This is a genomic window from Trinickia sp. NRRL B-1857 (assembly GCF_050470685.1).
Classification (GTDB): Bacteria; Pseudomonadota; Gammaproteobacteria; order Burkholderiales; family Burkholderiaceae; genus Trinickia.
The window spans coordinates 3897963-3917479 of sequence record NZ_JBFLUK010000001.1 but is presented as its reverse complement, the minus strand read 5'-3'; the positions used below and the strand labels follow the sequence as shown (position 1 = coordinate 3917479).

22 protein-coding genes and 3 tRNA genes are annotated in these 19517 nt (G+C 61.8%); 15 read left to right on the top strand and 10 right to left on the bottom strand.

The genetic code is table 11. The annotated features are described in order from the left end of the window. Window positions 1–12: 12 nt before the first annotated feature. Window positions 13–216, bottom strand: coding sequence for a cold-shock protein (locus AB1286_RS17560; RefSeq protein WP_102646167.1), 204 nt, complete (start codon window positions 214–216; stop codon window positions 13–15). A gap of 382 nt (window positions 217–598) precedes the next feature. Between AB1286_RS17560 and AB1286_RS17555 the strand changes: the two genes are divergently transcribed. Together AB1286_RS17555 and AB1286_RS17550 are read left to right on the top strand one after the other, a co-directional pair. After that, entirely contained in the window at window positions 599–871 is a 273-nt protein-coding gene (locus AB1286_RS17555; RefSeq protein WP_430364451.1) for a hypothetical protein, read from the top strand. A 470-nt stretch (window positions 872–1341) separates the two neighbouring features. Next, window positions 1342–2487 (top strand): porin, encoded by a 1146-nt coding sequence (locus tag AB1286_RS17550; protein WP_430364450.1) that lies wholly within the window; start codon window positions 1342–1344, stop codon window positions 2485–2487. Between the two features lie 153 nt (window positions 2488–2640). Here AB1286_RS17550 and greB read toward each other — a convergent pair whose 3' ends face one another. After that, a complete protein-coding gene (greB, locus tag AB1286_RS17545; RefSeq protein ID WP_430364449.1) occupies window positions 2641–3201 on the bottom strand; it encodes a transcription elongation factor GreB in 561 nt (186 codons plus the stop codon). Window positions 3202–3328: 127 nt separating this feature from the next. On the opposite strand from greB, the gene AB1286_RS17540 reads away from it, so the two are divergent. Both AB1286_RS17540 and AB1286_RS17535 read left to right on the top strand, forming a co-directional pair. Beyond that, a tRNA-Arg gene (locus tag AB1286_RS17540) sits at window positions 3329–3405 on the top strand. Window positions 3406–3475: 70 nt separating this feature from the next. Then, window positions 3476–3552, top strand: a tRNA-Arg gene (locus AB1286_RS17535). Between the two features lie 148 nt (window positions 3553–3700). Here the strand turns inward: AB1286_RS17535 and AB1286_RS17530 are convergent. From AB1286_RS17530 to AB1286_RS17515, 4 genes are all read right to left on the bottom strand, one after another. Then, window positions 3701–6088 (bottom strand): RelA/SpoT family protein, encoded by a 2388-nt coding sequence (locus tag AB1286_RS17530; RefSeq protein WP_430364448.1) that lies wholly within the window; start codon window positions 6086–6088, stop codon window positions 3701–3703. Window positions 6089–6184: 96 nt separating this feature from the next. Further along, window positions 6185–6388, bottom strand: a complete 204-nt coding sequence (gene rpoZ, locus AB1286_RS17525; RefSeq protein ID WP_006400783.1) for a DNA-directed RNA polymerase subunit omega — start codon at window positions 6386–6388, stop codon at window positions 6185–6187. 60 nt (window positions 6389–6448) lie between these two features. Beyond that, entirely contained in the window at window positions 6449–7144 is a 696-nt protein-coding gene (gene gmk / locus AB1286_RS17520; protein WP_430364447.1) for a guanylate kinase, read from the bottom strand. 8 nt (window positions 7145–7152) lie between these two features. Beyond that, complete coding sequence (locus AB1286_RS17515; protein ID WP_430364446.1) at window positions 7153–8076, bottom strand: YicC/YloC family endoribonuclease; 924 nt, start codon at window positions 8074–8076, stop codon at window positions 7153–7155. 206 nt (window positions 8077–8282) lie between these two features. Here AB1286_RS17515 and rph point away from each other — a divergent pair, with 206 nt between their 5' ends. From rph to AB1286_RS17490, 5 genes are all read left to right on the top strand, one after another. Beyond that, complete coding sequence (gene rph, locus AB1286_RS17510; RefSeq protein ID WP_430364445.1) at window positions 8283–9059, top strand: ribonuclease PH; 777 nt, start codon at window positions 8283–8285, stop codon at window positions 9057–9059. Further along, window positions 9052–9675 carry an RdgB/HAM1 family non-canonical purine NTP pyrophosphatase gene (gene rdgB / locus AB1286_RS17505; RefSeq protein WP_430364444.1) on the top strand — a complete coding sequence of 208 codons (624 nt, stop codon included), beginning with the start codon at window positions 9052–9054 and terminating at the stop codon, window positions 9673–9675. Before rph ends, rdgB begins: the two co-directional genes overlap by 8 nt. Continuing rightward, window positions 9672–10883, top strand: coding sequence for a radical SAM family heme chaperone HemW (gene hemW / locus AB1286_RS17500; RefSeq protein ID WP_430364443.1), 1212 nt, complete (start codon window positions 9672–9674; stop codon window positions 10881–10883). Before rdgB ends, hemW begins: the two co-directional genes overlap by 4 nt. A gap of 65 nt (window positions 10884–10948) precedes the next feature. Further along, window positions 10949–11038: transfer RNA gene (locus AB1286_RS17495), tRNA-Ser, on the top strand. A 110-nt stretch (window positions 11039–11148) separates the two neighbouring features. Continuing rightward, window positions 11149–11523: a hypothetical protein gene (locus AB1286_RS17490; RefSeq protein ID WP_430364442.1), complete on the top strand. Its 375-nt coding sequence runs from the start codon at window positions 11149–11151 to the stop codon at window positions 11521–11523. 57 nt (window positions 11524–11580) lie between these two features. Here the strand turns inward: AB1286_RS17490 and AB1286_RS17485 are convergent, their stop codons facing one another. Continuing rightward, window positions 11581–12111 carry a DUF4142 domain-containing protein gene (locus AB1286_RS17485; RefSeq protein ID WP_430364441.1) on the bottom strand — a complete coding sequence of 177 codons (531 nt, stop codon included), beginning with the start codon at window positions 12109–12111 and terminating at the stop codon, window positions 11581–11583. Window positions 12112–12406: 295 nt separating this feature from the next. Between AB1286_RS17485 and AB1286_RS17480 the strand changes: the two genes are divergently transcribed. After that, complete coding sequence (locus tag AB1286_RS17480) at window positions 12407–12793, top strand: hypothetical protein (protein ID WP_430364440.1); 387 nt, start codon at window positions 12407–12409, stop codon at window positions 12791–12793. Window positions 12794–12883: 90 nt separating this feature from the next. Here the strand turns inward: AB1286_RS17480 and AB1286_RS17475 are convergent, their stop codons facing one another. Then, window positions 12884–13615 carry an autoinducer binding domain-containing protein gene (locus AB1286_RS17475; RefSeq protein ID WP_430364439.1) on the bottom strand — a complete coding sequence of 244 codons (732 nt, stop codon included), beginning with the start codon at window positions 13613–13615 and terminating at the stop codon, window positions 12884–12886. A gap of 211 nt (window positions 13616–13826) precedes the next feature. On the opposite strand from AB1286_RS17475, the gene AB1286_RS17470 reads away from it, so the two are divergent. From AB1286_RS17470 to AB1286_RS17455, 4 genes are all read left to right on the top strand, one after another. Further along, a complete protein-coding gene (locus AB1286_RS17470) occupies window positions 13827–14579 on the top strand; it encodes a hypothetical protein (protein WP_430364438.1) in 753 nt (250 codons plus the stop codon). Between the two features lie 28 nt (window positions 14580–14607). Further along, window positions 14608–15192, top strand: coding sequence for a C39 family peptidase (locus AB1286_RS17465; protein ID WP_430364437.1), 585 nt, complete (start codon window positions 14608–14610; stop codon window positions 15190–15192). Window positions 15193–15439: 247 nt separating this feature from the next. Continuing rightward, entirely contained in the window at window positions 15440–15949 is a 510-nt protein-coding gene (locus AB1286_RS17460) for an energy transducer TonB family protein (RefSeq protein ID WP_430364436.1), read from the top strand. A 323-nt stretch (window positions 15950–16272) separates the two neighbouring features. Then, a complete protein-coding gene (locus AB1286_RS17455) occupies window positions 16273–17589 on the top strand; it encodes an MFS transporter (RefSeq protein ID WP_430364435.1) in 1317 nt (438 codons plus the stop codon). Window positions 17590–17593: 4 nt separating this feature from the next. On the opposite strand, the gene AB1286_RS17450 is transcribed toward AB1286_RS17455, so the two are convergent. Next, the gene (locus AB1286_RS17450) at window positions 17594–18733 is read right to left on the bottom strand and encodes an OpgC domain-containing protein (RefSeq protein ID WP_430364434.1); all 1140 of its coding nucleotides are present in this window, start codon (window positions 18731–18733) and stop codon (window positions 17594–17596) included. 234 nt (window positions 18734–18967) lie between these two features. Here AB1286_RS17450 and AB1286_RS17445 point away from each other — a divergent pair, with 234 nt between their 5' ends. Continuing rightward, window positions 18968–19147, top strand: a complete 180-nt coding sequence (locus AB1286_RS17445) for a hypothetical protein (RefSeq protein WP_430364433.1) — start codon at window positions 18968–18970, stop codon at window positions 19145–19147. 30 nt (window positions 19148–19177) lie between these two features. On the opposite strand, the gene AB1286_RS17440 is transcribed toward AB1286_RS17445, so the two are convergent. Beyond that, the gene (locus tag AB1286_RS17440) at window positions 19178–19312 is read right to left on the bottom strand and encodes a hypothetical protein (RefSeq protein WP_430364432.1); all 135 of its coding nucleotides are present in this window, start codon (window positions 19310–19312) and stop codon (window positions 19178–19180) included. Window positions 19313–19517 lie beyond the last annotated feature (205 nt).

The following is a 19517-nucleotide window of genomic DNA, read 5'->3' as shown; positions in this document are numbered from 1 at the left end:
GGGACAAACGAATTACAGCGGGCGAATATTCGCCGCTTGCTTGCCCTTGGGGCCGGTCTTCACATCAAACTGAACGCGTTGATTTTCTTTCAGAGACTTGAAGCCTTCAGCTTGAATCTCGGAGAAATGCGCAAACACGTCCTCGTTGCCCTTGTCCGTGGTGATGAAGCCAAAGCCTTTAGCATCGTTGAACCATTTTACGACACCGGTTTCCATAGTACTGATTCCCTCGAAATTTTAATAGACGGGCAGCGCCCCTCCGCCTGAAACCCCAGCCTCGGAAGAACGACACCTCGGTCTCTCTCCCGGGGCGCCGTTCACTGGGTCATTCCGGCGCTGCTTTTATAAATGTTCCGTCGATCTGTCGTCAAGAAATTTTTCATTAAATGCTGAGGTCGACTTCGGGTTATGCGCGTTGTACTAGAAAATTACGCCGACCGAGTCACTATTACTTGGGACGGGCAGATAAAAATACGCCGTACAGGAAAAATCTTCGCTAGTTGCAACAAGATATTTCTACGGTAAGTATTTTTCCGGGTTGCCGAGTTGACGCCGTCGTCGGATCATCAACCTGACGTATTTTGAGTTGGAGACGGCCATGCATGCATCGAACTTCCGGCGCTTCGTCTCCTGGCTGTTCCGTCTGCCCCGCGCAAGCGAGGCGACGACTGGTCGGACGAATAGCGCGGCAACCTCGATCCTCGAGTTCGACCCGTTCTGGCACGGCGACCACTGGCAGAATCTGTTGGCATCGCCGATGGACGCCCGGCACTATGTGATGGAAGATTGGGCCCTACCGGTCGATGACGACGCAAGCCCTTACCCGAGCGCGGAAGACAAGCAGCGCGGAGGGCGGCGCCTGCGCGGCTGAAAGACAAAAAAAGACGCGGCTGGGAAGCCGCGCTGACAAAGGTTTGGAGACGTCTTTTCCTTGATGAAAAAGTCTGCTTGGGCAAGCAGAACCGGCAGTATAGCCGCGCAATCGTCGGCGTTTATCCTCGAGCCGTGCAAACGACTTTTTCCAAAGCGTCAATAATCGACGGCGGCGCGGACAACTCGCCCGATTCCGGTGCGAAATAGCGTCTCACAAACACAACGTCTCGCATTGTCAATATTGCAATCCAACCCTTTTTAAATCCATGCGAGCCTTATTCCACAAGGCTCAGACGGACATCGAACGTAACTTCCAAAATCGTCAAAACTTTATTTCCGTTTTTGAAAGTCAATCGGAAACGAGGTGGTATTTACACTCAACCCAGTTCGGAAAACGGACGTGCTGCCGTGGATCCCCGCATCGCCTCGCGCGAGCACCCAGCAACCTTCCTGATACTGGAGTGAAAGATGAAAAAGACGCTTCTAGTGGGCGCCCTTTCGGGCGCATTCGCGACGATGGCACACGCTCAGAGCAGCGTGACACTGTACGGACTCATCGACGCCGGCATCACTTACACGAACAATCAAGGCGGCGGGCACGCCTGGCAGCAATCGACGGGAGCGGTCAACGGCAGCCGTTGGGGATTGCGCGGCGCCGAAGACCTCGGCGGCGGCCTGAAGGCTATTTTCACGTTGGAAAACGGCTTCGGCATCAATAACGGCACGCTCAAGCAGAACGGTCGCGAGTTCGGCCGTCAAGCATTCGTCGGTCTGAGCAGCGAACAGTTCGGCAGCGTGACGCTCGGCCGCCAGTATGACGACGTCGTTCAATACCTCGGGCCGTTGGCGCTCACGGGCACGCAGTACGGCGGCACCTACTTCGCCCACCCGTTCGATAACGACAACCTCGACAACTCGTTCCGGATCAACAACTCGGTCCACTTCCAGAGCGCCAATTACGGCGGCTTCAAGTTCGGCGCGTTGTACGGCTTCTCCAACACGGCGGGCCAGTTCTCGAACAACCGGACGATTAGCGTCGGGGCGTCGTACTCGTGGATGGGCTTGAACGTCGCAGCGGCGTACCTGCAAATCGACAACGATTTGAACGCTTTGAATCAAGCCGCGACCGCACCGGGCTCCGTGGCCGGCGACGCCACGTTCGTCGCTAGCCGTCAGCGCACCTGGGGCGCCGGCCTGAACTACACGTTCGGCCCGGCCACGGCCGGCTTCGTCTTCACGCAAACGCATCTGAACGACGCGACCGGCATCAACGGAGCTAGTGCCGGCACGGCCGCGACGCTCGCCCTGCCGGGCGGAACGGCTCGCTTCAATAACTTCGAAGTCAACGCACGTTATGCGCTCACCCCGGCGGTCAGCCTGGCCGGCGCCTACACGTATACCGACGGCTCGATCGCCGGTGTCAGTCCGAAGTGGAATCAGTTCAACCTCCAAGCGGACTATGCGTTGTCCAAGCGCACGGACGTCTATGTCGAAGGGATCTACCAGCTCGCGGTCAACAAGGACCTGCCGATCAACGCGGATATCAACGGCCTGAATGCGTCGTCGAACAACAAGCAGGTCGCGGCGTCGGTCGGTCTGCGTCACCGCTTCTGACCTTAGCGATCGATGCGGCGGCCGGTTCGCCGCGCCACGCACGACAAAGGCGTCGCAATCTGAGTTGCGGCGCCTTTTTTATTGCCTTATGCGACCGGCACGACGACACCGTCCCGCCGCCATCGCAAACCGCGGCGCCGACGGTACCGCACACTAATCCCCCGCCGGATACCGCACATCGAGGACGTCGATTTGTTCCGGCCCCGCCGGGGTATGGAGCGTGACCGTGTCGCCGATCCGCGCCTTCAGCAGTGCGCGCGCAATCGGCGAGATCCAACTGACGTGACCGCGATCGAGATCGACCTCGTCAACGCCGACGATCGTTACCGTATGCGTTTCGCCGTCCTCGGCCGCATACTCGACCGACGCGCCGAAGAACACCTGATCGACGTTCTCTTGCTTGCTGGCATCGACGACCTCGGCCAAGTCGAGCCGCTTCGTCAGGAAGCGAATCCGGCGGTCGATCTCGCGCAGCCGGCGCTTTCCGTAGATGTAATCGCCGTTTTCCGAACGATCGCCATTCGACGCCGCCCAGGACACGAGCTTGACGACATCGGGCCGCTCCACGTCGATCAGACGCAGCAGCTCGTCGCGCATGCGCTTGTGCCCCGCAGGGGTCATGTAGTTCTTGGTGCCGGCCGGGATCTCCGGCTGGGCGATGTCGAGATCGTCGTCGTCGGCGTCGCTCGACTCTTTGACAAATGCTTTGTTCATGGTGCGAATGACTGCGTGCAAACAATCTTCAAGCGTACACGATGGGAGCCTTCGCAAGAAAGATTGAAGAAACTCGCACCGACGTCTTCCCTTTTCTCCGAACTTTGCTATAATTTCGCTTCTGCGTGCGGCTGTAGCTCAGTTGGATAGAGTACTTGGCTACGAACCAAGGGGTCGTGGGTTCGAATCCTGCCAGCCGCGCCACTCTTTTCAAGAGCCTTCTTCACCGAAGGCTCTTTTGTTTCACCGAAGTTCGGCATTACCGTTTTAGCGTGCGGCTGTAGCTCAGTTGGATAGAGTACTTGGCTACGAACCAAGGGGTCGTGGGTTCGAATCCTGCCAGCCGCGCCACCTATGAAGGGCCTTCCATACGGAAGGCCCTTTGTTTTTTCGGCCTTCTTTCGGCCTTCCCCCGCCCTTCAGTGCCGGATTTCGCTCGATCCACCACCCCGGAAAGAGAGAATGCGCCCGCCACGATCCGTGGCGGGCCTTGTACCGATCAGTAATCGCCCCGCTCCCGCTCGATCCGCATCCCACCGTCGTGACGATGATGACCGTCTTCGCTCGGACGCTCGCGCACGATACGCATGACGTCGGGGTTCGTTCTGACGCGTCGCATGACGTTCGCTAAGTGCACCCGATCGCTGACCTGGATCACGAACCGCAGCACCGTCGATTCCTGCGACAAATCCTCGTCCATTGCGATGTGAACGATATTCGCATCCGCCGAGGTGATGTCGGCTGCCACGCGGGCGAAGACACCCTTCACGTTGCACACCAGCACCTTTACCGCCACGTCGAACAAGCGGCCGGGTTGAGGCGCCCATGCGACGTCGATCCAACGCCCTGGGTCGCGCCTGTGAATGCGCTGTGCAACCCGGCAATCGGTCGTATGAATCGCCATGCCGAGCCCGATGCCGATATAGCCCATGATGTCGTCGCCCGGAATCGGACGGCAGCACGCGGACAGCTGCACCGACATCCCTTCGGTCCCGGTGATGACGACGGGCGGCGCATGCGGCGCCGCGCCGGCATGCTCGGCCCGGCCGTGTTCGTCGTCGGTATCGCGCCCGTTGACGAGCACTTCGATGCGCTTGGCCATAACGGCCGCGACACGGCGGCCGAGCCCGATATCGGCAAAGATTTCTTGGCGATTCTTGTTGCCCGTCCATTGCACGAGCTTGTCCCATACTTCGGGCTCGATCTCGGCAAGCGAAAGTCCGTAACCCTTTAGGCTCTGGTCGACGAGACGCTCGCCCAATTGGACCGACTCGTTCAACCGCATCGTCTTCAGATAGTGCCGAATCGCCGAGCGCGCCTTGCCCGTGCGAACGAACCCCAGCCACGCCGGATTGGGCTTCGAATACGGTGCCGTGATGACTTCGACGATATCGCCGCTCTTGAGCTCGGTGCGCAGCGGCAGCAACTCGTTGTTGATCTTGACGGCGACGCACTGATTGCCGAGATCGCTGTGGATCGAATAAGCGAAGTCGAGCGCCGTCGAGCCGCGCGGAAGCGCCATGATCTTCGACTTCGGCGTGAAAACGTAGACCGCGTCCGGGAACAGATCGATCTTCACGTGCTCGAGGAACTCGCTCGAGTCGCCCGCCTCGCTCTGGATGTCGAGCAGCGACTTCAGCCACTGATGCGCGCGCTTTTGGACGTCGTTCAGATCGGCGCCGCCGTTCTTATAAAGCCAGTGCGCCGCAACGCCGGCCTCGGCGATCTCGTGCATCTTGCGCGTACGCACCTGAAACTCGATCGGCGCGCCGAACGGGCCAACGAGCGTCGTATGCAGCGATTGATAGCCGTTGACCTTCGGGATCGCGATGTAGTCCTTGAATTTGCCCGGCACGGGCTTGTACAAGGCATGCAGGACACCGATGCAGGTGTAGCATTCGAGCGCGCTGCCCACGACGACGCGGAAACCGTAAACGTCGAGCACCTGCGAGAACGACAGCTGCTTGTCGCGCATCTTCTTATAGATGCTGAAGATCGTTTTCTCGCGGCCCGTTACCTCGGCTTCGATTTGCGCATCGGCGATCGCGCGCTGCACCGACTCCAAAATCTTGCCGACGACTTCGCGCCGGTTGCCGCGCGCCGCCTTCACGGCTTTCTCGAGCGTGGCGTATCGGTGCGGATTGAAGTTGGCGAAACTAAGGTCTTGCAGCTCGCGATAGGTATTGTTCAACCCTAGGCGGTGTGCGATCGGCGCGTAAATGTCGAGCGTCTCGCGCGCTACGCGCCGGCGCTTCTCCGGCGGCACCGCCCCGAGCGTGCGCATGTTGTGCAGCCGATCGGCCAGCTTGACGAGGATGACGCGAACGTCGCGCGCCATCGCGAGCAGCATTTTGCGGAAATTTTCCGCCTGCGCTTCCTCGCGATTGCGAAACTCCATCTTATCGAGCTTGGACAACCCGTCGACGAGTTCCGCCACCTTTGGGCCGAAGCGCTCGGCCAGCTCGGTCTTGGTGACGCCCTGATCTTCCATGACGTCATGCAACAGCGCGGCCATGATCGACTGCGCGTCGAGCTTCCAACCGGCGCAGGTTTCGGCGACGGCTACGGGGTGTGTGATGTACGGTTCGCCGCTTTGGCGATACTGGCCAAGGTGCGCTTCATCGCTGAAGTGGAACGCGGTCTTGACCTCTTTGATCTCTTCGGTGCTGAGGTAACCGGCGAGCATCGAGGTGAGTTTCGCGATCGAAACGACATCGTGCTTACGGGGTTGCTCAGGCGTGGCGGTCGGCCCGAACAGGTGGCGAAACGATTGTTCGAGAACCGCGTCGATGTACTTGCGCGCCGGGCCCGGCGCTTCGACGTCATGCTCGTGCTCGAGGTGCACGGCATCGTTGGAAGCGGAGGCGGACGATGGGGTAGCGCTCATTTTCGCCTCCGGTATCGATCGCTATGCGGGCTATGCGCTGACTTGCATGGCTCGAGACGGCGCTAGGCGCGAGAAACGCCTAGCGCGTCCGACGCTTTAGACGGGAACCTTCTTCAGCATCTCGAGACCGACTTGGCCCGCCGCGATCTCTCGCAGCGCAACCACGGTGGGCTTGTCGCGGCTTTCGATCTTCGGCGTGTGGCCTTGTGCAAGCTGACGAGCGCGATACGTCGCGGCGAGCGCCAGCTCGAAACGATTCGGGATTTGCTTCAGGCAGTCTTCGACGGTAATGCGGGCCATGTTTCGAAATTCCTTCTCAATATGTTGCTCATTCTACCTTATGTGCGCAAGCGTCCGTCTTTACTCGGCGTGAGGCAGATGGATGCCGAGCTCGACGAAAAGCTGGGTATGGCGCGCGTATTGCGACGCAAAGCGTAGACGCGTCGCATCGACCACGCACTGCAACTCGGCCAGCGCGCGTTCGAAGTGCTCGTTGATGATCACGTACTCGGATTCGGCCGCGTGCGCGATCTCGCTGCCGGCGGCAAGCAATCGGCGCGTGATCACGTTCGGCTCGTCTTGCCCGCGCTTTTTCAAGCGTTCTTCGAGCGCCGCGAGCGAGGGCGGCAAGATGAAAATCTCCACCGCGTTGCGGAAGCGCTTCTTCACTTGCTGCGCGCCTTGCCAATCGATTTCGAGCAGCACGTCGTGGCCGCTCTTCATCTGCTGCTCGATCCACAGACGCGAGGTCGCGTAGTAGTTGCCGTGCACTTCCGCGCTTTCGAGAAACTCGCCGCGACCATGCCGCTCGAGGAAATCCTCGACCGTCGTGAAGTGATAGTGCTGGCCGTCTTGCTCGCCCGGACGCGGCTTGCGGGTCGTGTACGAGATCGACAGACGAATCGCGGGATCGCGAGCCAGCAATGCGTTCACGAGCGTCGACTTGCCCGCGCCCGAGGGCGCCACCACCATGAACAGATTGCCGGGATAGGCGCCGGCGTAGGGGTTGTGCGGCGTCGGATGCGCCGCGTTCGCTTCTTGTGTGGACGCTGTCATGGTGATCCTTACTCCAGATTCTGCACTTGCTCGCGCATTTGCTCGATGAGCAGCTTGAGCGTCATCGACGCGTCGGCCAACTCCTTCGCCGCCGCCTTCGATCCGAGCGTGTTCGCTTCGCGATTCAGTTCCTGCATCATGAAGTCCAGGCGCTTGCCGACCTTGCCGCCCTTCTCGATCACGTGGCGCGTTTCGTTCAAGTGCGCGGTGAGCCGCGACAGCTCTTCGGCGATATCGATACGGATGCCGTACATCGTCACTTCTTGGCGGATGCGCTCCGCAATCTCTTCGCGCGAGACGATCGTGGCCGCCGCGTCGGGCGCCGCGATCCCGAGCGCTTCTTGCAGACGCTCGACGATCTTTTGCTGATGCTTCGCGATGAGTTCGGGCACGAGCGGCGTGATACGCGCGACGATCGTTTCCATCTCCGTCACGTTGCCGAGCAACATCGTCGCCAATTGCGCGCCTTCGCGCGCACGCACGTCGACGAGTTCGCCGATCGCTTGCTTGCCGCACGCGAGCACCGCATCGCGCAGCGTATCGGGCGACACGTTCGATTCGGCGAGCACGCCGGGCCAGCGCAGAATTTCGCCCGTGCGCATACGCTCGCTACCGGGGAACGCGTCGAGAACCGCGCGCTCGAGCACGGCCAACTGTGCCAGCGCATCGCGGTTGAGCGAACCTGCCGTAGACGTTTGCTCGCTGCGTTGGAAGTTCACGCGGATGTCGACCTTGCCGCGCGAGAGCTTCGTCATCAGCATTTCGCGCAGTGTCGGCTCGCACGTGCGCGCCTCCTCGGGCATACGGAAGTTCAGGTCGAGAAAACGCGAATTCACGGTACGCAGTTCGACCGACACGCTCATGGCTCCGGTACCGCCTGCGGCCGCGAGTTCGCGCGTTGCGCTCGCGTAGCCTGTCATGCTGTAAATCATCGTCCGTCTCGCGATTGAGGCCGTCGCCGGCCGGTTGTTCGAGCCGCTTCGCGCGTCGACCCGGCGCGAAAGCGTTGAATGCGCATTATCCCATTTTTGAGGAGCACGCCCGGCGCAGCGGGACAGCGGACATGCATCGCGTCCGCAGCGGTAAAATTGCGGTTTCCCTTCCTCTCACGCGGCCACGGCCGCTTCCGATGCTCACCATGCCCGATAACGTTCAACGCCCTAGCGGCCGCGCCGCCGATGCTCTGCGCGATGTGCGCATTACGCGCCACTACACGAAGCATGCCGAAGGCTCCGTGCTCGTCGAGTTCGGCGACACGAAGGTCATTTGCACCGCGAGCGTGGCCGAACGCGTTCCCGAATTTTTGCGCGAACGCAACCAAGGCTGGCTCACGGCCGAATACGGCATGCTGCCGCGCGCAACGCACACGCGTAGCGACCGCGAAGCGGCGCGCGGCAAACAAACCGGCCGTACGCAGGAAATTCAGCGCCTCATCGGGCGTGCGCTGCGCGCCGTATTCGACCTCGAGCGGCTCGGCCCGCGCACGCTGCATATCGATTGCGACGTCATCCAAGCGGACGGCGGCACTCGCACCGCCAGCATCACGGGCGCGTTCGTGGCCGCGCACGATGCGGTCGCCAAGTTGATCGCCGCGGGCCGTATCGCGCAGTCGCCCATCACCGATTACGTCGCGGCGATTTCGGTCGGCATCTACGAAGGCATGCCCGTTCTCGATTTGGACTACGATGAGGATTCGCGCTGCGACACCGACATGAACGTCGTCATGACGGGCGCGGGCGGTTTTGTCGAAGTGCAAGGTACGGCCGAAGGCGCGCCGTTCTCACGCGAGGAAATGAACGCTTTGCTCGAGCTCGCCCAGCAAGGCATCGGCACGCTCGTTGCCAAGCAAAAGGCGGCGCTGGACGGCACCGACGGCGCGCAGCAACCGATCGCCTTGGGAGTACACGATGAGTGATCTCGCCGGCTCGCCGCTCGCGCGCGTCGTGCTCGCGTCCAACAACGCGGGCAAGCTGCGCGAGTTCGACGCCATGCTCGGCGCGGCCGGTATTGCACTTGTCGCTCAGGGCGAACTCGGCGTGCCTGAAGCCGAAGAGCCCCATGTGACGTTCGTCGAAAATGCGCTCGCGAAGGCTCGCCACGCGTCGCGATTGACGGGTTTGCCTGCATTGGCCGACGATTCGGGCCTATGCGTGCGCGCCCTCGGCGGCGAGCCGGGTGTCTACTCGGCCCGTTTTGCGCAGCGCGCCGGCGGCGAAAAAAGCGATGCGGCCAACAATGCGTATCTCGTCGAACGGCTACGCGGCGAGAGCGATCGGCGCGGCTATTATTTTTGCGTGCTCGCTCTCGTTCGGCACGCCGACGATCCCGAGCCGCTGATCGCCGAGGGACGCTGGCACGGCGAAATCTTGGACGCGCCGCGAGGCGAGCATGGTTTCGGCTATGACCCCTACTTCTTTCTGCCTAATTTGAACGCGACGGCCGCGCAACTCGAGCCGTCCGTCAAGAACGCTCGGAGCCACCGTGCCATTGCGCTAGCCGCGCTCTTGGCCCGGCTCAAGGAGGAGCGATGATCGGCACGCGATCCGGCGTCGTGCAGGCGTTCACCGCCCCAGGTTCGATCCGGCTGACCTCACTTCCGCCGCTTGCGCTTTACGTGCACTTTCCGTGGTGCGTGCGCAAGTGCCCCTACTGCGATTTCAATTCGCACGAATGGAAAGGCGAGCGCTTCCCCGAAGACGACTATCTCGATGCGCTGCGCGCCGATCTCGAGCAGGCGCTGCCGCTCGTCTGGGGCCGGCAGGTGCATACGGTGTTTATCGGGGGCGGCACGCCGAGCTTATTGTCCGCGCGGGGGCTCGACCGTCTGCTGTCGGATGTGCGCGCACTGCTGCCGCTCGACGCCGATGCGGAAATCACGATGGAAGCCAATCCCGGCACGTTCGAAGCCGAGAAGTTCGCGCAATTTCGCGCGAGCGGCGTGAACCGGCTGTCGGTCGGCATCCAAAGCTTCAATGAAGCGCATTTGAAGGCGCTGGGGCGCATCCACGACACGAACGACGCGCGCCGCGCCGTGGAGATCGCCGCTCGCCACTTCGAGAACTTCAACCTCGATCTGATGTTCGCGCTGCCGAAGCAAACGCTGGACGAATGCCGGGCCGACATCGAAACCGCGCTTTCTTTTGCACCGCCGCATTTGTCGCTGTATCACCTGACGCTCGAGCCCAATACGCTCTTTGCGAAGTTCCCTCCTGCGTTGCCCGACGACGATGCGTCCGCCGACATGCAAGAGTGGATTCATGAGCGCACGAGTGCGGCTGGCTATGCGCGCTATGAGGTGTCGGCGTATGCGAAGCCAAATCATCAGTGCAAACACAACCTGAACTACTGGCGTTTCGGCGATTACCTCGGCATCGGCGCCGGTGCGCATTCGAAGCTCTCGTTCGCGCATCGCATCGTGCGGCAGGCGCGTTACAAGCATCCGGCCACGTTCATGGAACAAGCTCGGGCGGGATCGCCGGTTCAGGAAGAGCACGAAGTGTCCGCGCACGACCTGCCGTTCGAATTCATGCTCAACGCGCTGCGACTCGTGGAAGGGTTTCCCGTGCATCGATTCGTCGAACGCACGGGGTTACAGATGACCTCGATGGAGCCTGCCTTGCAGGAGGCCGAACGGCGGGGTCTGATCGAGCGCTCGTATGAAAAGATCGCGCCCACACCGCTCGGGCAGCGATTCTTGAACGATTTGCAGGCGCTGTTCTTGGACGAACGGGAAGCCTGATCCGCGAAGCGATGCGCGCTCGATTGCGAGCGCCGCATCGTTTTCGGGTTACAATCGCGCCTCTCGGAGGGCTGGCAGAGCGGTTGAATGCACCGGTCTTGAAAACCGGCAAGGCTTTACGGCCTTCGTGGGTTCGAATCCCACGCCCTCCGCCAGTACCCCCCTGCCCCCGGCACAAACGTTGCGCCGCTTCTCCGAAACCGACCACGCACCTCAGCCTCGTTAGCGGCTCACGCGCGATCGCATCATTTCCGGAGAAACGAACATGGCGTCCGAATCGAGCACCGCCCTCCCCCAATTCGACCGTCCCTTTCGCTTGTTCGCAGCCGAGTCTCGCGTGCTCGCCCAAAACGCTGCGGGCAAGATCATCGATGTCGGGGCAATCGCTTGTCATCGCGACGGTGGGTGTCAGATCACTCTCGATGTCGATGCGCTCGATTCCGGCCCTCAGGGGGACGCGCGGGCGGCGCTCAACGCGCTTATCCCGCTGATGACCTACGACTACCTGGACGGACTCTTCACGAGCGAAGCCGATGCCAACTTCGAAGGCCTGCTCGATGCACTGCCGCACATCGAGTTCACGTTGCCCGAGACCGTGCCGAGGGAGTTCGTCGACCGGCGGCCACCCGAGCTGTTCTGAAGTCTGCGCAAGACGCGATCGAACCGAGCGTTGCGAGGGAGGCGCCAGCAGCGTCTTTCAATCTCCTTCACTCGCCAGCAGCGACTGCGCTAAACGCAAATGCTCGGCGCCGGCCGGCGCATCTTTCGCCGCGAACGCCTTCACGTCGGCGTCTTCACCCGCCTGCGCTTCGCTGTCGTACAGCGCATTTCCCATTCGATGAATGTTGATCTGCGCGCGCAGATACTCGCGGTCGAATAGACGACCGCTCAAGTGCGTCAGTTCCTCATAAAGTGTCCGGTCGGCCGGATCCATCGCCTTGATGAGCTTGACGTGCTTGCGCTCGGCCAATTGCGTCAGCGCCTCGTTGATCGCCGCGTGCTCCTGCGCAAGTCGACGGCCATAAGCCCTCACGGCCGGATCGCCCGCTTGATGTTGCGCGAGTTCGGCCATATCCACCTCGGCTGTTCCGGCACTGGCGGCAGTCAACATGAACTGCTGATCGACCGGCGTGACCTCGGCGCTCGATTGCAGCAGCGAGCAACCCGATACGATCAACGCGGCAAATCCGATCGCAGCAGCCGCATTCCGGCATTTCGCAATGAGCATCGCCCGTCTCCTTTCTGAGATGGCCGCCGACGCGCCGATCGCCGGCAACACAAGATAACGCCTGCATACGCGATGCCCGAACGAATCGATCCCCGCGCGATGCCGGCGCCGCACCGCACGAATCGTCGAAGATCGTCGAAACGAAGAGATCGTCCGAATCTGCACGGCAAAGCGAATCAAGACGGCGAACCGGCGCGACCATGCCCCACCGCGTCATTTCAATGACCGGCGTTGCGTCGCCGGCATCGGGCGACGTCGCGCGGACGCGGCGGTCGTTCGACACGGAGAAACTGTCATGACTGATCCTGTTGTACGCGTAACGAATCACGCCAGCCTGCCCGTCTGCATCGCCCGCGATCCGAACTGGGACGATCAGGTGCTCTTCATCAATGGTCGCGTAGCGAAGCACACGCGCTGTCTCGACACCGGCACGAAAGCCGATATCGGGATCCGGCTCGACGGTGACCATACGCCCGACGAAAATCTGATGGGCGTCCTGTTCGCCGATGCCAAGGATGTGGAACGCGGCCAAGCGGGCTTCTATCAAGCCACGATCGGCCACCACCGCGATACGGGCATGCTATCCGTTACCGACGAATCGAAGTTTGGCGCCCCCTCACTGAAGTATTCGGTGACCGGGCAAACGAGTTCGTCGCTAGAGCTCACGTTCGTCGACGCCTAGCCGACGAACACCGCCGCCGAGATGTCGAGTGCCGGATGTCCTCGGCGGCGCTCGCTCTGGAAGGTGTTCGATCGCGCAATGAGGGAACCTTCATTCGAGCAGCCCCAATTCAATCGCTTTCACACCTGCGGCGCGGCTCGTATTCACCCCTAATTTCGTTCGAATATTCGCCAAATGAAAATTGATTGCAGACTGCGAGCAATCGAGAATAAGTGCGATTTCCGAGGCGGTTTTTCCAAATACCCACCATTTCATAATTTCCGATTCTCGCGGGGTGAATTTAGGCAGGATCGAGGCGAAATATCGGTCGACGTGCGGCAGTGCGGTTTCCATCGCCACATCGCGTACCCAGCCGAGTAGCGCCAGGTGCGCCATCGCTTCCTGTTTCGCCGCCGCGGTATCCGCCCGGCTCGCGAAGCTGAGCATGCCGGTCTTGCAGCGTGGTCCATGCACGGGCAACAGCACGCCCCAACGCAACCCGCCTTCGTGCACTTGTTCGTAGAGCGCCCGTGCGCACGACTCGACGTACCACTCCTCGCCCCATACGACGGGGCTCGTGTGCGTGCAAGCATAGTCGAGCAACGGGCACGCTCGCGCCGTCCTGCCGCTTCGATAGAGCCGCACGACGCCGGGCGCGCAGTTGCTGCGAACGAACGCGTCGTCACAGTGCAAGCCGCTGCCCGGCAGCAGAACGAACGTCGTGTAATCGAAACCCGCGCTGCGTCCCGCGCTCGCAAGCGCCTCGAACCAATCGGTCAGCGTGACGGCTCCGCGCAGCCGCGCAATCGCTTCGTCGATCGAATCGAGAGGCGCGTATGCCACGTGATAGCGTCGTATCGAATCATGCGTCGCAAGCATCATTTATCGACCGCCTTCGATTAATTAATGAATGACGAATTCAAGAAAAGGTTACCGAATAACTACCGGCTTTACAAAAGAGTTGATTAGTGTTTTTCTCCGTATATGAGACGACCTCAGCGAAGCGGTTCAGTTCGATCGCTATCGCCGCAAACGTCTCCCGAGGAGTGTTTTTGTGAAAAATCGTCAACGGTCAGCGGCTTTGTTTGGATTGTTCGCAATCATCGCCTGTGTCTTCTCGTCGGCCCCCGCCTACGCAGGCCCGACGCCCGCATCGCCCACCGATATCGGCGTTTTATCGCGCCAAACCGGTTCCCCCCAACGACAGGCGGCCATCGCCGGATTGGCCACGCTGGTCGCACGATTACCCGAATCGGCATCCGGCGCCGGCGGCATACGTCACATCTTCGGCATCGCCGACGATCGGACGCTATCCCAAGCCACGATCGGCGAGGGATTCGAAACCTATCTCGTCGATCCGAAAGCGCTTCTATCCGGCAAGCGCCTTGGCGAAAGCCTCTATGGCGGCGATGAATGGCGCTTCATCGTCATGTCCAACGGTCAGGGTATCGGGCTCATCACCGTGGCCCGCATCAACGGCACTTGGGCGATGGTCCAAGCCGGCGCGAGCGAGCTTGCGCGCGCCATCGCCTCCACCGCCGCAAGCTACCGGCAGCAAGCTCCCACGGCGCGCCTGCGCTTCGTTAGGAGCCAGCAAGCGGTCGCGGATTTCATCGAAGTGCGCCCCGCCCGGACACCAGACACGAAGACGAACGCCGGTCAGCCCGTCTACGTTCCGCTCATGAACGCACGGACCGGCATCGCCGGTTCCATAGAGTCGACAGCGGCGCTATCCGATGCTCAACTCAGCGATGCACTGCGGCAAAGCGTAAGGCGCGGTATGCGCGATCCGCGCGTCGGACATTGACGCGCAAGCCGCGTTACGGAGATTGGTCGTGAACTCAAGCATTGCCGTCCGCCTTTCGGGCGGACTCGTCGTCAGCGCCGTCGCGCTCGCCCCCGCAACCGCCCAACAACTCGACGTCCCTCAAGTCACTCAGCAGCACAGCGAATGGTGCTGGGCCGCCGATGCGAACGCAGTACTCTCGTATCGCGGCGTCTCGAGCACGCAGTGCGGCATCGCGAACTGGGTGGGTTCGATCGGGTATGCCTGTACACAGGCGCCGTTCGATTGGAATGACAACGCGAACTCGCCGAACACCCTCTCCGGGACAACCGGGATCAGCGGGATCCTCTGGTCGCTCGGCCGGCGCGATGCGCACTACTACGATGGCTCGATCTCGTTCGGCCTGACCGCGACGAGCATCGATCAGGGCGACCCCGTCGTTGTCCTTTGGACCTGGCCGAACGGGGGCGGCCATTTCATCGTCGTCGACGGCTACGACAAGCGCTACCAAGCGCTGTACTTCATGAATCCGTGGCCCGGCGAGGGCGCGGGTTACGGCGACTACACGTGGATGCTCGACGGCAGCGGGAACATGGGCACCCATTACTGGGCGGAGTCGCTTGTCGTGTACTGACAACGCATCGTGTGCATCTACCCGTAGGTCCGGTAAGAGCACCGCATTTCTGCAACCGATGCAGACCTGCGCGTGCGCCCGCACACGCAACGCTGCGCGGCGTGGGCGCGCGCACGATCGTCTCATAAATCGGGATGCGCGAACGCACCTCATTGTCTACGCTGGACATACATCGCCTCGCGCTCGATCCAGTCCCACTTCAAGTTCCAGTTCAAGTTCCAGCGCGCAAGTTACTTCGCGAGCCGCCATGACCATCGATCTCGTGCGCTGTCGCGCCTCACGCGCCCGCCCATTGTCGCGCCTAGCCGTATGCGCCGCGCTGCTCGTCGCGTCCGCGTGCACCTTCACGCCGCCGACCCGCCCGCCCGCGGCTGCGTTGCCGCCGCCCGCAGCAGTCAATAGCCTGACGCTCGATCAGTATCGCGACGCGGTCGCCCGGCGGATCGCGGAACGCAATCCTTCGTATCTGGAACGACGCGCACCGCAAGCCATGTTGCGCTCGCTCGTCGTGGTGGCATTCACCGTCGATCGAAACGGCAAAGTCGTCCGTTCCTCGGTATATCGCACCAACGGCGACGACGAAGCCGAAGCCACCGCGCTCGCTACGCTACGCCGAGCGGCACCGCTACCCTTGCCACCGGCCAAATTGCTCAACCGCGTCGGTCAGGTCGAATTGATGGAAGACTGGCTCTTCAACGACGACGGCAAATTCCAGCTCCGCGAACTCGCCGAACCGCAAGCGCTGACGTTCGACTGAGGCTAAGCCCCGCGCCCGCGAGCGTTGGCGCCCATCACCCGCGCTCGCTATAATTTCCCGCACCGCGCTGCCGGACCTCCCGGCCACGTTCGCCGCGCGCCGCCTACCCGGTGGCATGCTTGAGAACCCGACGCCGCCTCGCCCGCGCCATTCGCGCGCCCTTGCTTGTCGAATCGCATTTCCGTTTTTTCTCGCCGTTTGCCGCCACCGCTCGTGCTTTGATACGCGGTCGCACAATCGTGCCGTTCCACATGGACTCAACGTCGGACGCCGCCCATGCCCGCATGCGGCGCGGCGTCCGCTACAACTATCGGAGACCCGCTATGTCCGCTTCGACGTCCTCGCCCGCCGTGACTTCCGAGTCCGACGCGACGAACGCATCGAGCCGCACGCGCATTCTGTTCGCCAGCTTCATCGGGACGGCGATCGAGTTTTACGATTTTTATGTCTACGCCACGGCGGCCGCGCTCGTCATCGGTCCCGTGTTCTTTCCGCATGGCTCGCCGACCGCGCAGGCGTTATCCGCATTCGTCACGTTCGGCATCGCCTTCATCGCCCGCCCGATCGGCTCCTTTTTGTTCGGCCACTTCGGCGATCGCATCGGCCGCAAATCGACGCTCGTCGCTTCGCTGCTCGTCATGGGTCTATCCACCACGCTGATCGGATTTTTGCCCGGCTATGACAGCCTCGGCTCGTTGGCGCCGGTACTGCTGTGCATCCTTCGCTTCGGACAAGGCATCGGCCTTGGCGGCGAATGGGGCGGCGCCGCGCTGCTCGCCACGGAAAATGCCCCCGCGGGCCGTCGTGGGTGGTTCGGCATGTTCCCCCAACTTGGCCCGTCGGTAGGCTTTCTCGCGTCGAACGGCTTGTTCTTCGCACTCGCACTCGGACTCTCCGACACGCAGTTCCGGACATGGGGTTGGCGCGTGCCGTTCATCTCGAGCGCGGTGCTCGTGGCGCTCGGTTTGTACGTTCGTCTCAAGATCGCCGAAACGCCCGCGTTTCGCGCCGCCATCGAGCGCGCCGAACGGGTTCGCGTGCCGCTTGCCTCGCTGCTCGCCAACCATGTGCGCGCGACGCTCGCGGGCTCGTTCGCGATGGTCGTCTGCTATACGCTTTTCTATATCTCGACCGTCTTTACGCTCTCGTACGGCGTATCGACGCTGCACATCTCGCGACAAAGCTTTCTCGGCATGCTCTGTTTCGCGGTTTTGTTTATGGCGCTAGCCACCCCGCTGGCCGCCTGGGCAAGCGATCGCTTCGGCCGGCGTCCTGTGCTGATCGCGGGCACGATCGCAGCGATCGCATCGGGATTTACGATGGCGCCGCTCGTCGGCAGCGGCTCGCCCGTGCTGATCACGGCGTTTTTGACGCTGGAGCTATTCTTGATGGGCGCCACGTTCGCACCGATGGGCGCGTTGCTGCCGGAGTTGTTCCCGACGGCCGTGCGCTACACCGGTGCCGGCGTCTCCTACAACTTGGGCGGCATTCTCGGCGCTTCGGTCGCGCCCTACATCGCCCAAATGCTGGCTGCGCGCGGCGGCTTGGCATGGGTAGGCGGCTACGTATCGGTGGCGGCCGCCGTCAGTCTCATCGCAGTCCTTGCGATGCGCGAAACGCGCGACGTCCCGCTCACCTGATTAATCAGCGCTCGCGCCGGCCTCTCATCGAGCGTGCATCCGCTTGCACGCGAACAAGCTGGGCCGCCGGCGCGATCATCGGCGCGCGATCGCGCCGCGTCGTCGCGAAACGCGCCAACATCCATAGCGACCCGATAGCGACGACATCGCCGAGCGCTCGAGCGAACACGTTGGTATCGGCGTGGGCGAGACGAACGGCGCTATCGACGACGATCGACACGACGGTGCCGCCGACGAAACAAACGAGCCCCTGCTTGCCGATCGTCACGAGGGCCGGCACCCGCTCCGCCAATGTCCGCAGCCAGCCTAGCCGCACCGCCTGCGCGCAGAGCCAAGCAAGCGCGAGAAAACTGACGATACGCACGCTGGCCAGATTCTGCTTCATATAGCCAGGCGACGGATGCGTATCGATGCATACCTTCACGAACGTAAATGCGAGCGCCAAGGCGAACGCCGCCCCGGTCAGCGCACGACCCACGCCCGACGTTTGCATTTGAGTAGGTACGGGATGGAGCCGGCACAGCAATCCAAGCATGAACAACAACTGCCAAGCGAACGGATTGAACGGCCAATCGGCCACGCCCGGTAGGCTTGCCGCGAGCCACGGGGCGCCGAGCCAAACGGCCAGGCTGGTGGCGAAGAACACGACAGGCAAGCGCCGCGCGAATGGCACGACGAGCGAAATACTCAGCGCGTAGAGCAAATACATCGGCAACACGGCGGAAAGAAACGGCTGTCGACGCAAAACCGCAATTTCAGCGAGGCTTTGCAAGGGCCGATGCGCAAATTGGGGCCAGCCCGTTTCGGTGACGAGTTGTTGAGCGATCGGCAATCGCGCGACGACGGCGCCGCAGGCGAGCATCAGCGCGGCCGTCAGCAAATACGCGCGATAGATTTCCCACGCGCGCTTGAGGAATCGACGGCGCGCGGCCCATTCGCCTTGGCGTGCCGCGATATTCGTATAACCCGAGGCCGAGGCATACCCGCCTAAAAATACGAAGACCTCTGCCGCGTCGCAATAGGCATAGTTATGCAGCATGGCGTGCGACAGCACGCTCGTTGAAATGTGATCGACGGCGATCGCGATCAGCACGATCCCGCGTAGCAGATCGACTTCGATCGACCGTCCAGCGGACGAACTCATTTAATAGCACCCCTCTTTCGGCGGCCGCTCTCTCGGCCCTCCGCTCTTGGTGCAACCCTGTCTCGAAAAATTCCTCAGTCGAACGGGTTTATTACATATCGGGATGCGCCCTCGCGCGCACCCGATGCAAGCATCGGGATTTTTCCCGGCTTGTCCGTGCGAATCGCGCGTCTATACTGGGCTCGACGCACTGTTTCATGTCATTTTTTCGCCTCACTTGCATAGGGGACGACGATGAACATCCGCATCGATAACGCCGACATCGTGGCCATCCTCGCGCTCGCGCTACTGCTCGCATTACTGCTCGCGATGCGCTTCCGGCCGAAGACATGGCTTGCGATCGTGGTCGAAGCAGTGCTCGCGAACGCCGCGGCATTCGCGGCCGTCATCGCACTCGAAACGTTGCTGGCCTGATCCGAACCGCCCTTCGCTGAATCCGCCCGCTCAACGGTCGTAGTAATAGCCGTGGTGGTACCCGCCGTAATAGCCGTAGTACCCGAGGGCGGGTGCGATCACACATCCGCCCAGCAACAAGGCAACCAGCGCGCCTGCGATCCAGAGTGCTTTCGAGCGTTTCATCATTGTTCTCCTAACTTCGCTATTCGTCGATTCGACGGCAATGTCGAATGAATGCGATTGAACAGCAGGAGAGACCGCGGGGGCGTTGCAATTTGTAAGCAGCCCTCGGTCATTATTACAACGAACTCGGGGTGGGGGCGCCCCTTTATTGCCGGGCGGTCGAGCGACCGTTTCGGCGGCAACACGCCGCGACAGATTTAACAGA

Bases quoted from the DNA above. Each gene is read 5' to 3' on its own strand.
- AB1286_RS17560 (WP_102646167.1), bottom strand. From the start codon at position 216: ATGGAAACCGGTGTCGTAAAATGGTTCAACGATGCTAAAGGCTTTGGC.
- AB1286_RS17555 (WP_430364451.1), top strand. From the start codon at position 599: ATGCATGCATCGAACTTCCGGCGCTTCGTCTCCTGGCTGTTCCGTCTG.
- AB1286_RS17550 (WP_430364450.1), top strand. From the start codon at position 1,342: ATGAAAAAGACGCTTCTAGTGGGCGCCCTTTCGGGCGCATTCGCGACG.
- greB (WP_430364449.1), bottom strand. From the start codon at position 3,201: ATGAACAAAGCATTTGTCAAAGAGTCGAGCGACGCCGACGACGACGAT.
- AB1286_RS17530 (WP_430364448.1), bottom strand. From the start codon at position 6,088: ATGAGCGCTACCCCATCGTCCGCCTCCGCTTCCAACGATGCCGTGCAC.
- rpoZ (WP_006400783.1), bottom strand. From the start codon at position 6,388: ATGGCCCGCATTACCGTCGAAGACTGCCTGAAGCAAATCCCGAATCGT.
- gmk (WP_430364447.1), bottom strand. From the start codon at position 7,144: ATGACAGCGTCCACACAAGAAGCGAACGCGGCGCATCCGACGCCGCAC.
- AB1286_RS17515 (WP_430364446.1), bottom strand. From the start codon at position 8,076: ATGATTTACAGCATGACAGGCTACGCGAGCGCAACGCGCGAACTCGCG.
- rph (WP_430364445.1), top strand. From the start codon at position 8,283: ATGCCCGATAACGTTCAACGCCCTAGCGGCCGCGCCGCCGATGCTCTG.
- rdgB (WP_430364444.1), top strand. From the start codon at position 9,052: ATGAGTGATCTCGCCGGCTCGCCGCTCGCGCGCGTCGTGCTCGCGTCC.
- hemW (WP_430364443.1), top strand. From the start codon at position 9,672: ATGATCGGCACGCGATCCGGCGTCGTGCAGGCGTTCACCGCCCCAGGT.
- AB1286_RS17490 (WP_430364442.1), top strand. From the start codon at position 11,149: ATGGCGTCCGAATCGAGCACCGCCCTCCCCCAATTCGACCGTCCCTTT.
- AB1286_RS17485 (WP_430364441.1), bottom strand. From the start codon at position 12,111: ATGCTCATTGCGAAATGCCGGAATGCGGCTGCTGCGATCGGATTTGCC.
- AB1286_RS17480 (WP_430364440.1), top strand. From the start codon at position 12,407: ATGACTGATCCTGTTGTACGCGTAACGAATCACGCCAGCCTGCCCGTC.
- AB1286_RS17460 (WP_430364436.1), top strand. From the start codon at position 15,440: ATGACCATCGATCTCGTGCGCTGTCGCGCCTCACGCGCCCGCCCATTG.
- AB1286_RS17455 (WP_430364435.1), top strand. From the start codon at position 16,273: ATGTCCGCTTCGACGTCCTCGCCCGCCGTGACTTCCGAGTCCGACGCG.
- AB1286_RS17450 (WP_430364434.1), bottom strand. From the start codon at position 18,733: ATGAGTTCGTCCGCTGGACGGTCGATCGAAGTCGATCTGCTACGCGGG.
- AB1286_RS17445 (WP_430364433.1), top strand. From the start codon at position 18,968: ATGAACATCCGCATCGATAACGCCGACATCGTGGCCATCCTCGCGCTC.
- AB1286_RS17440 (WP_430364432.1), bottom strand. From the start codon at position 19,312: ATGAAACGCTCGAAAGCACTCTGGATCGCAGGCGCGCTGGTTGCCTTG.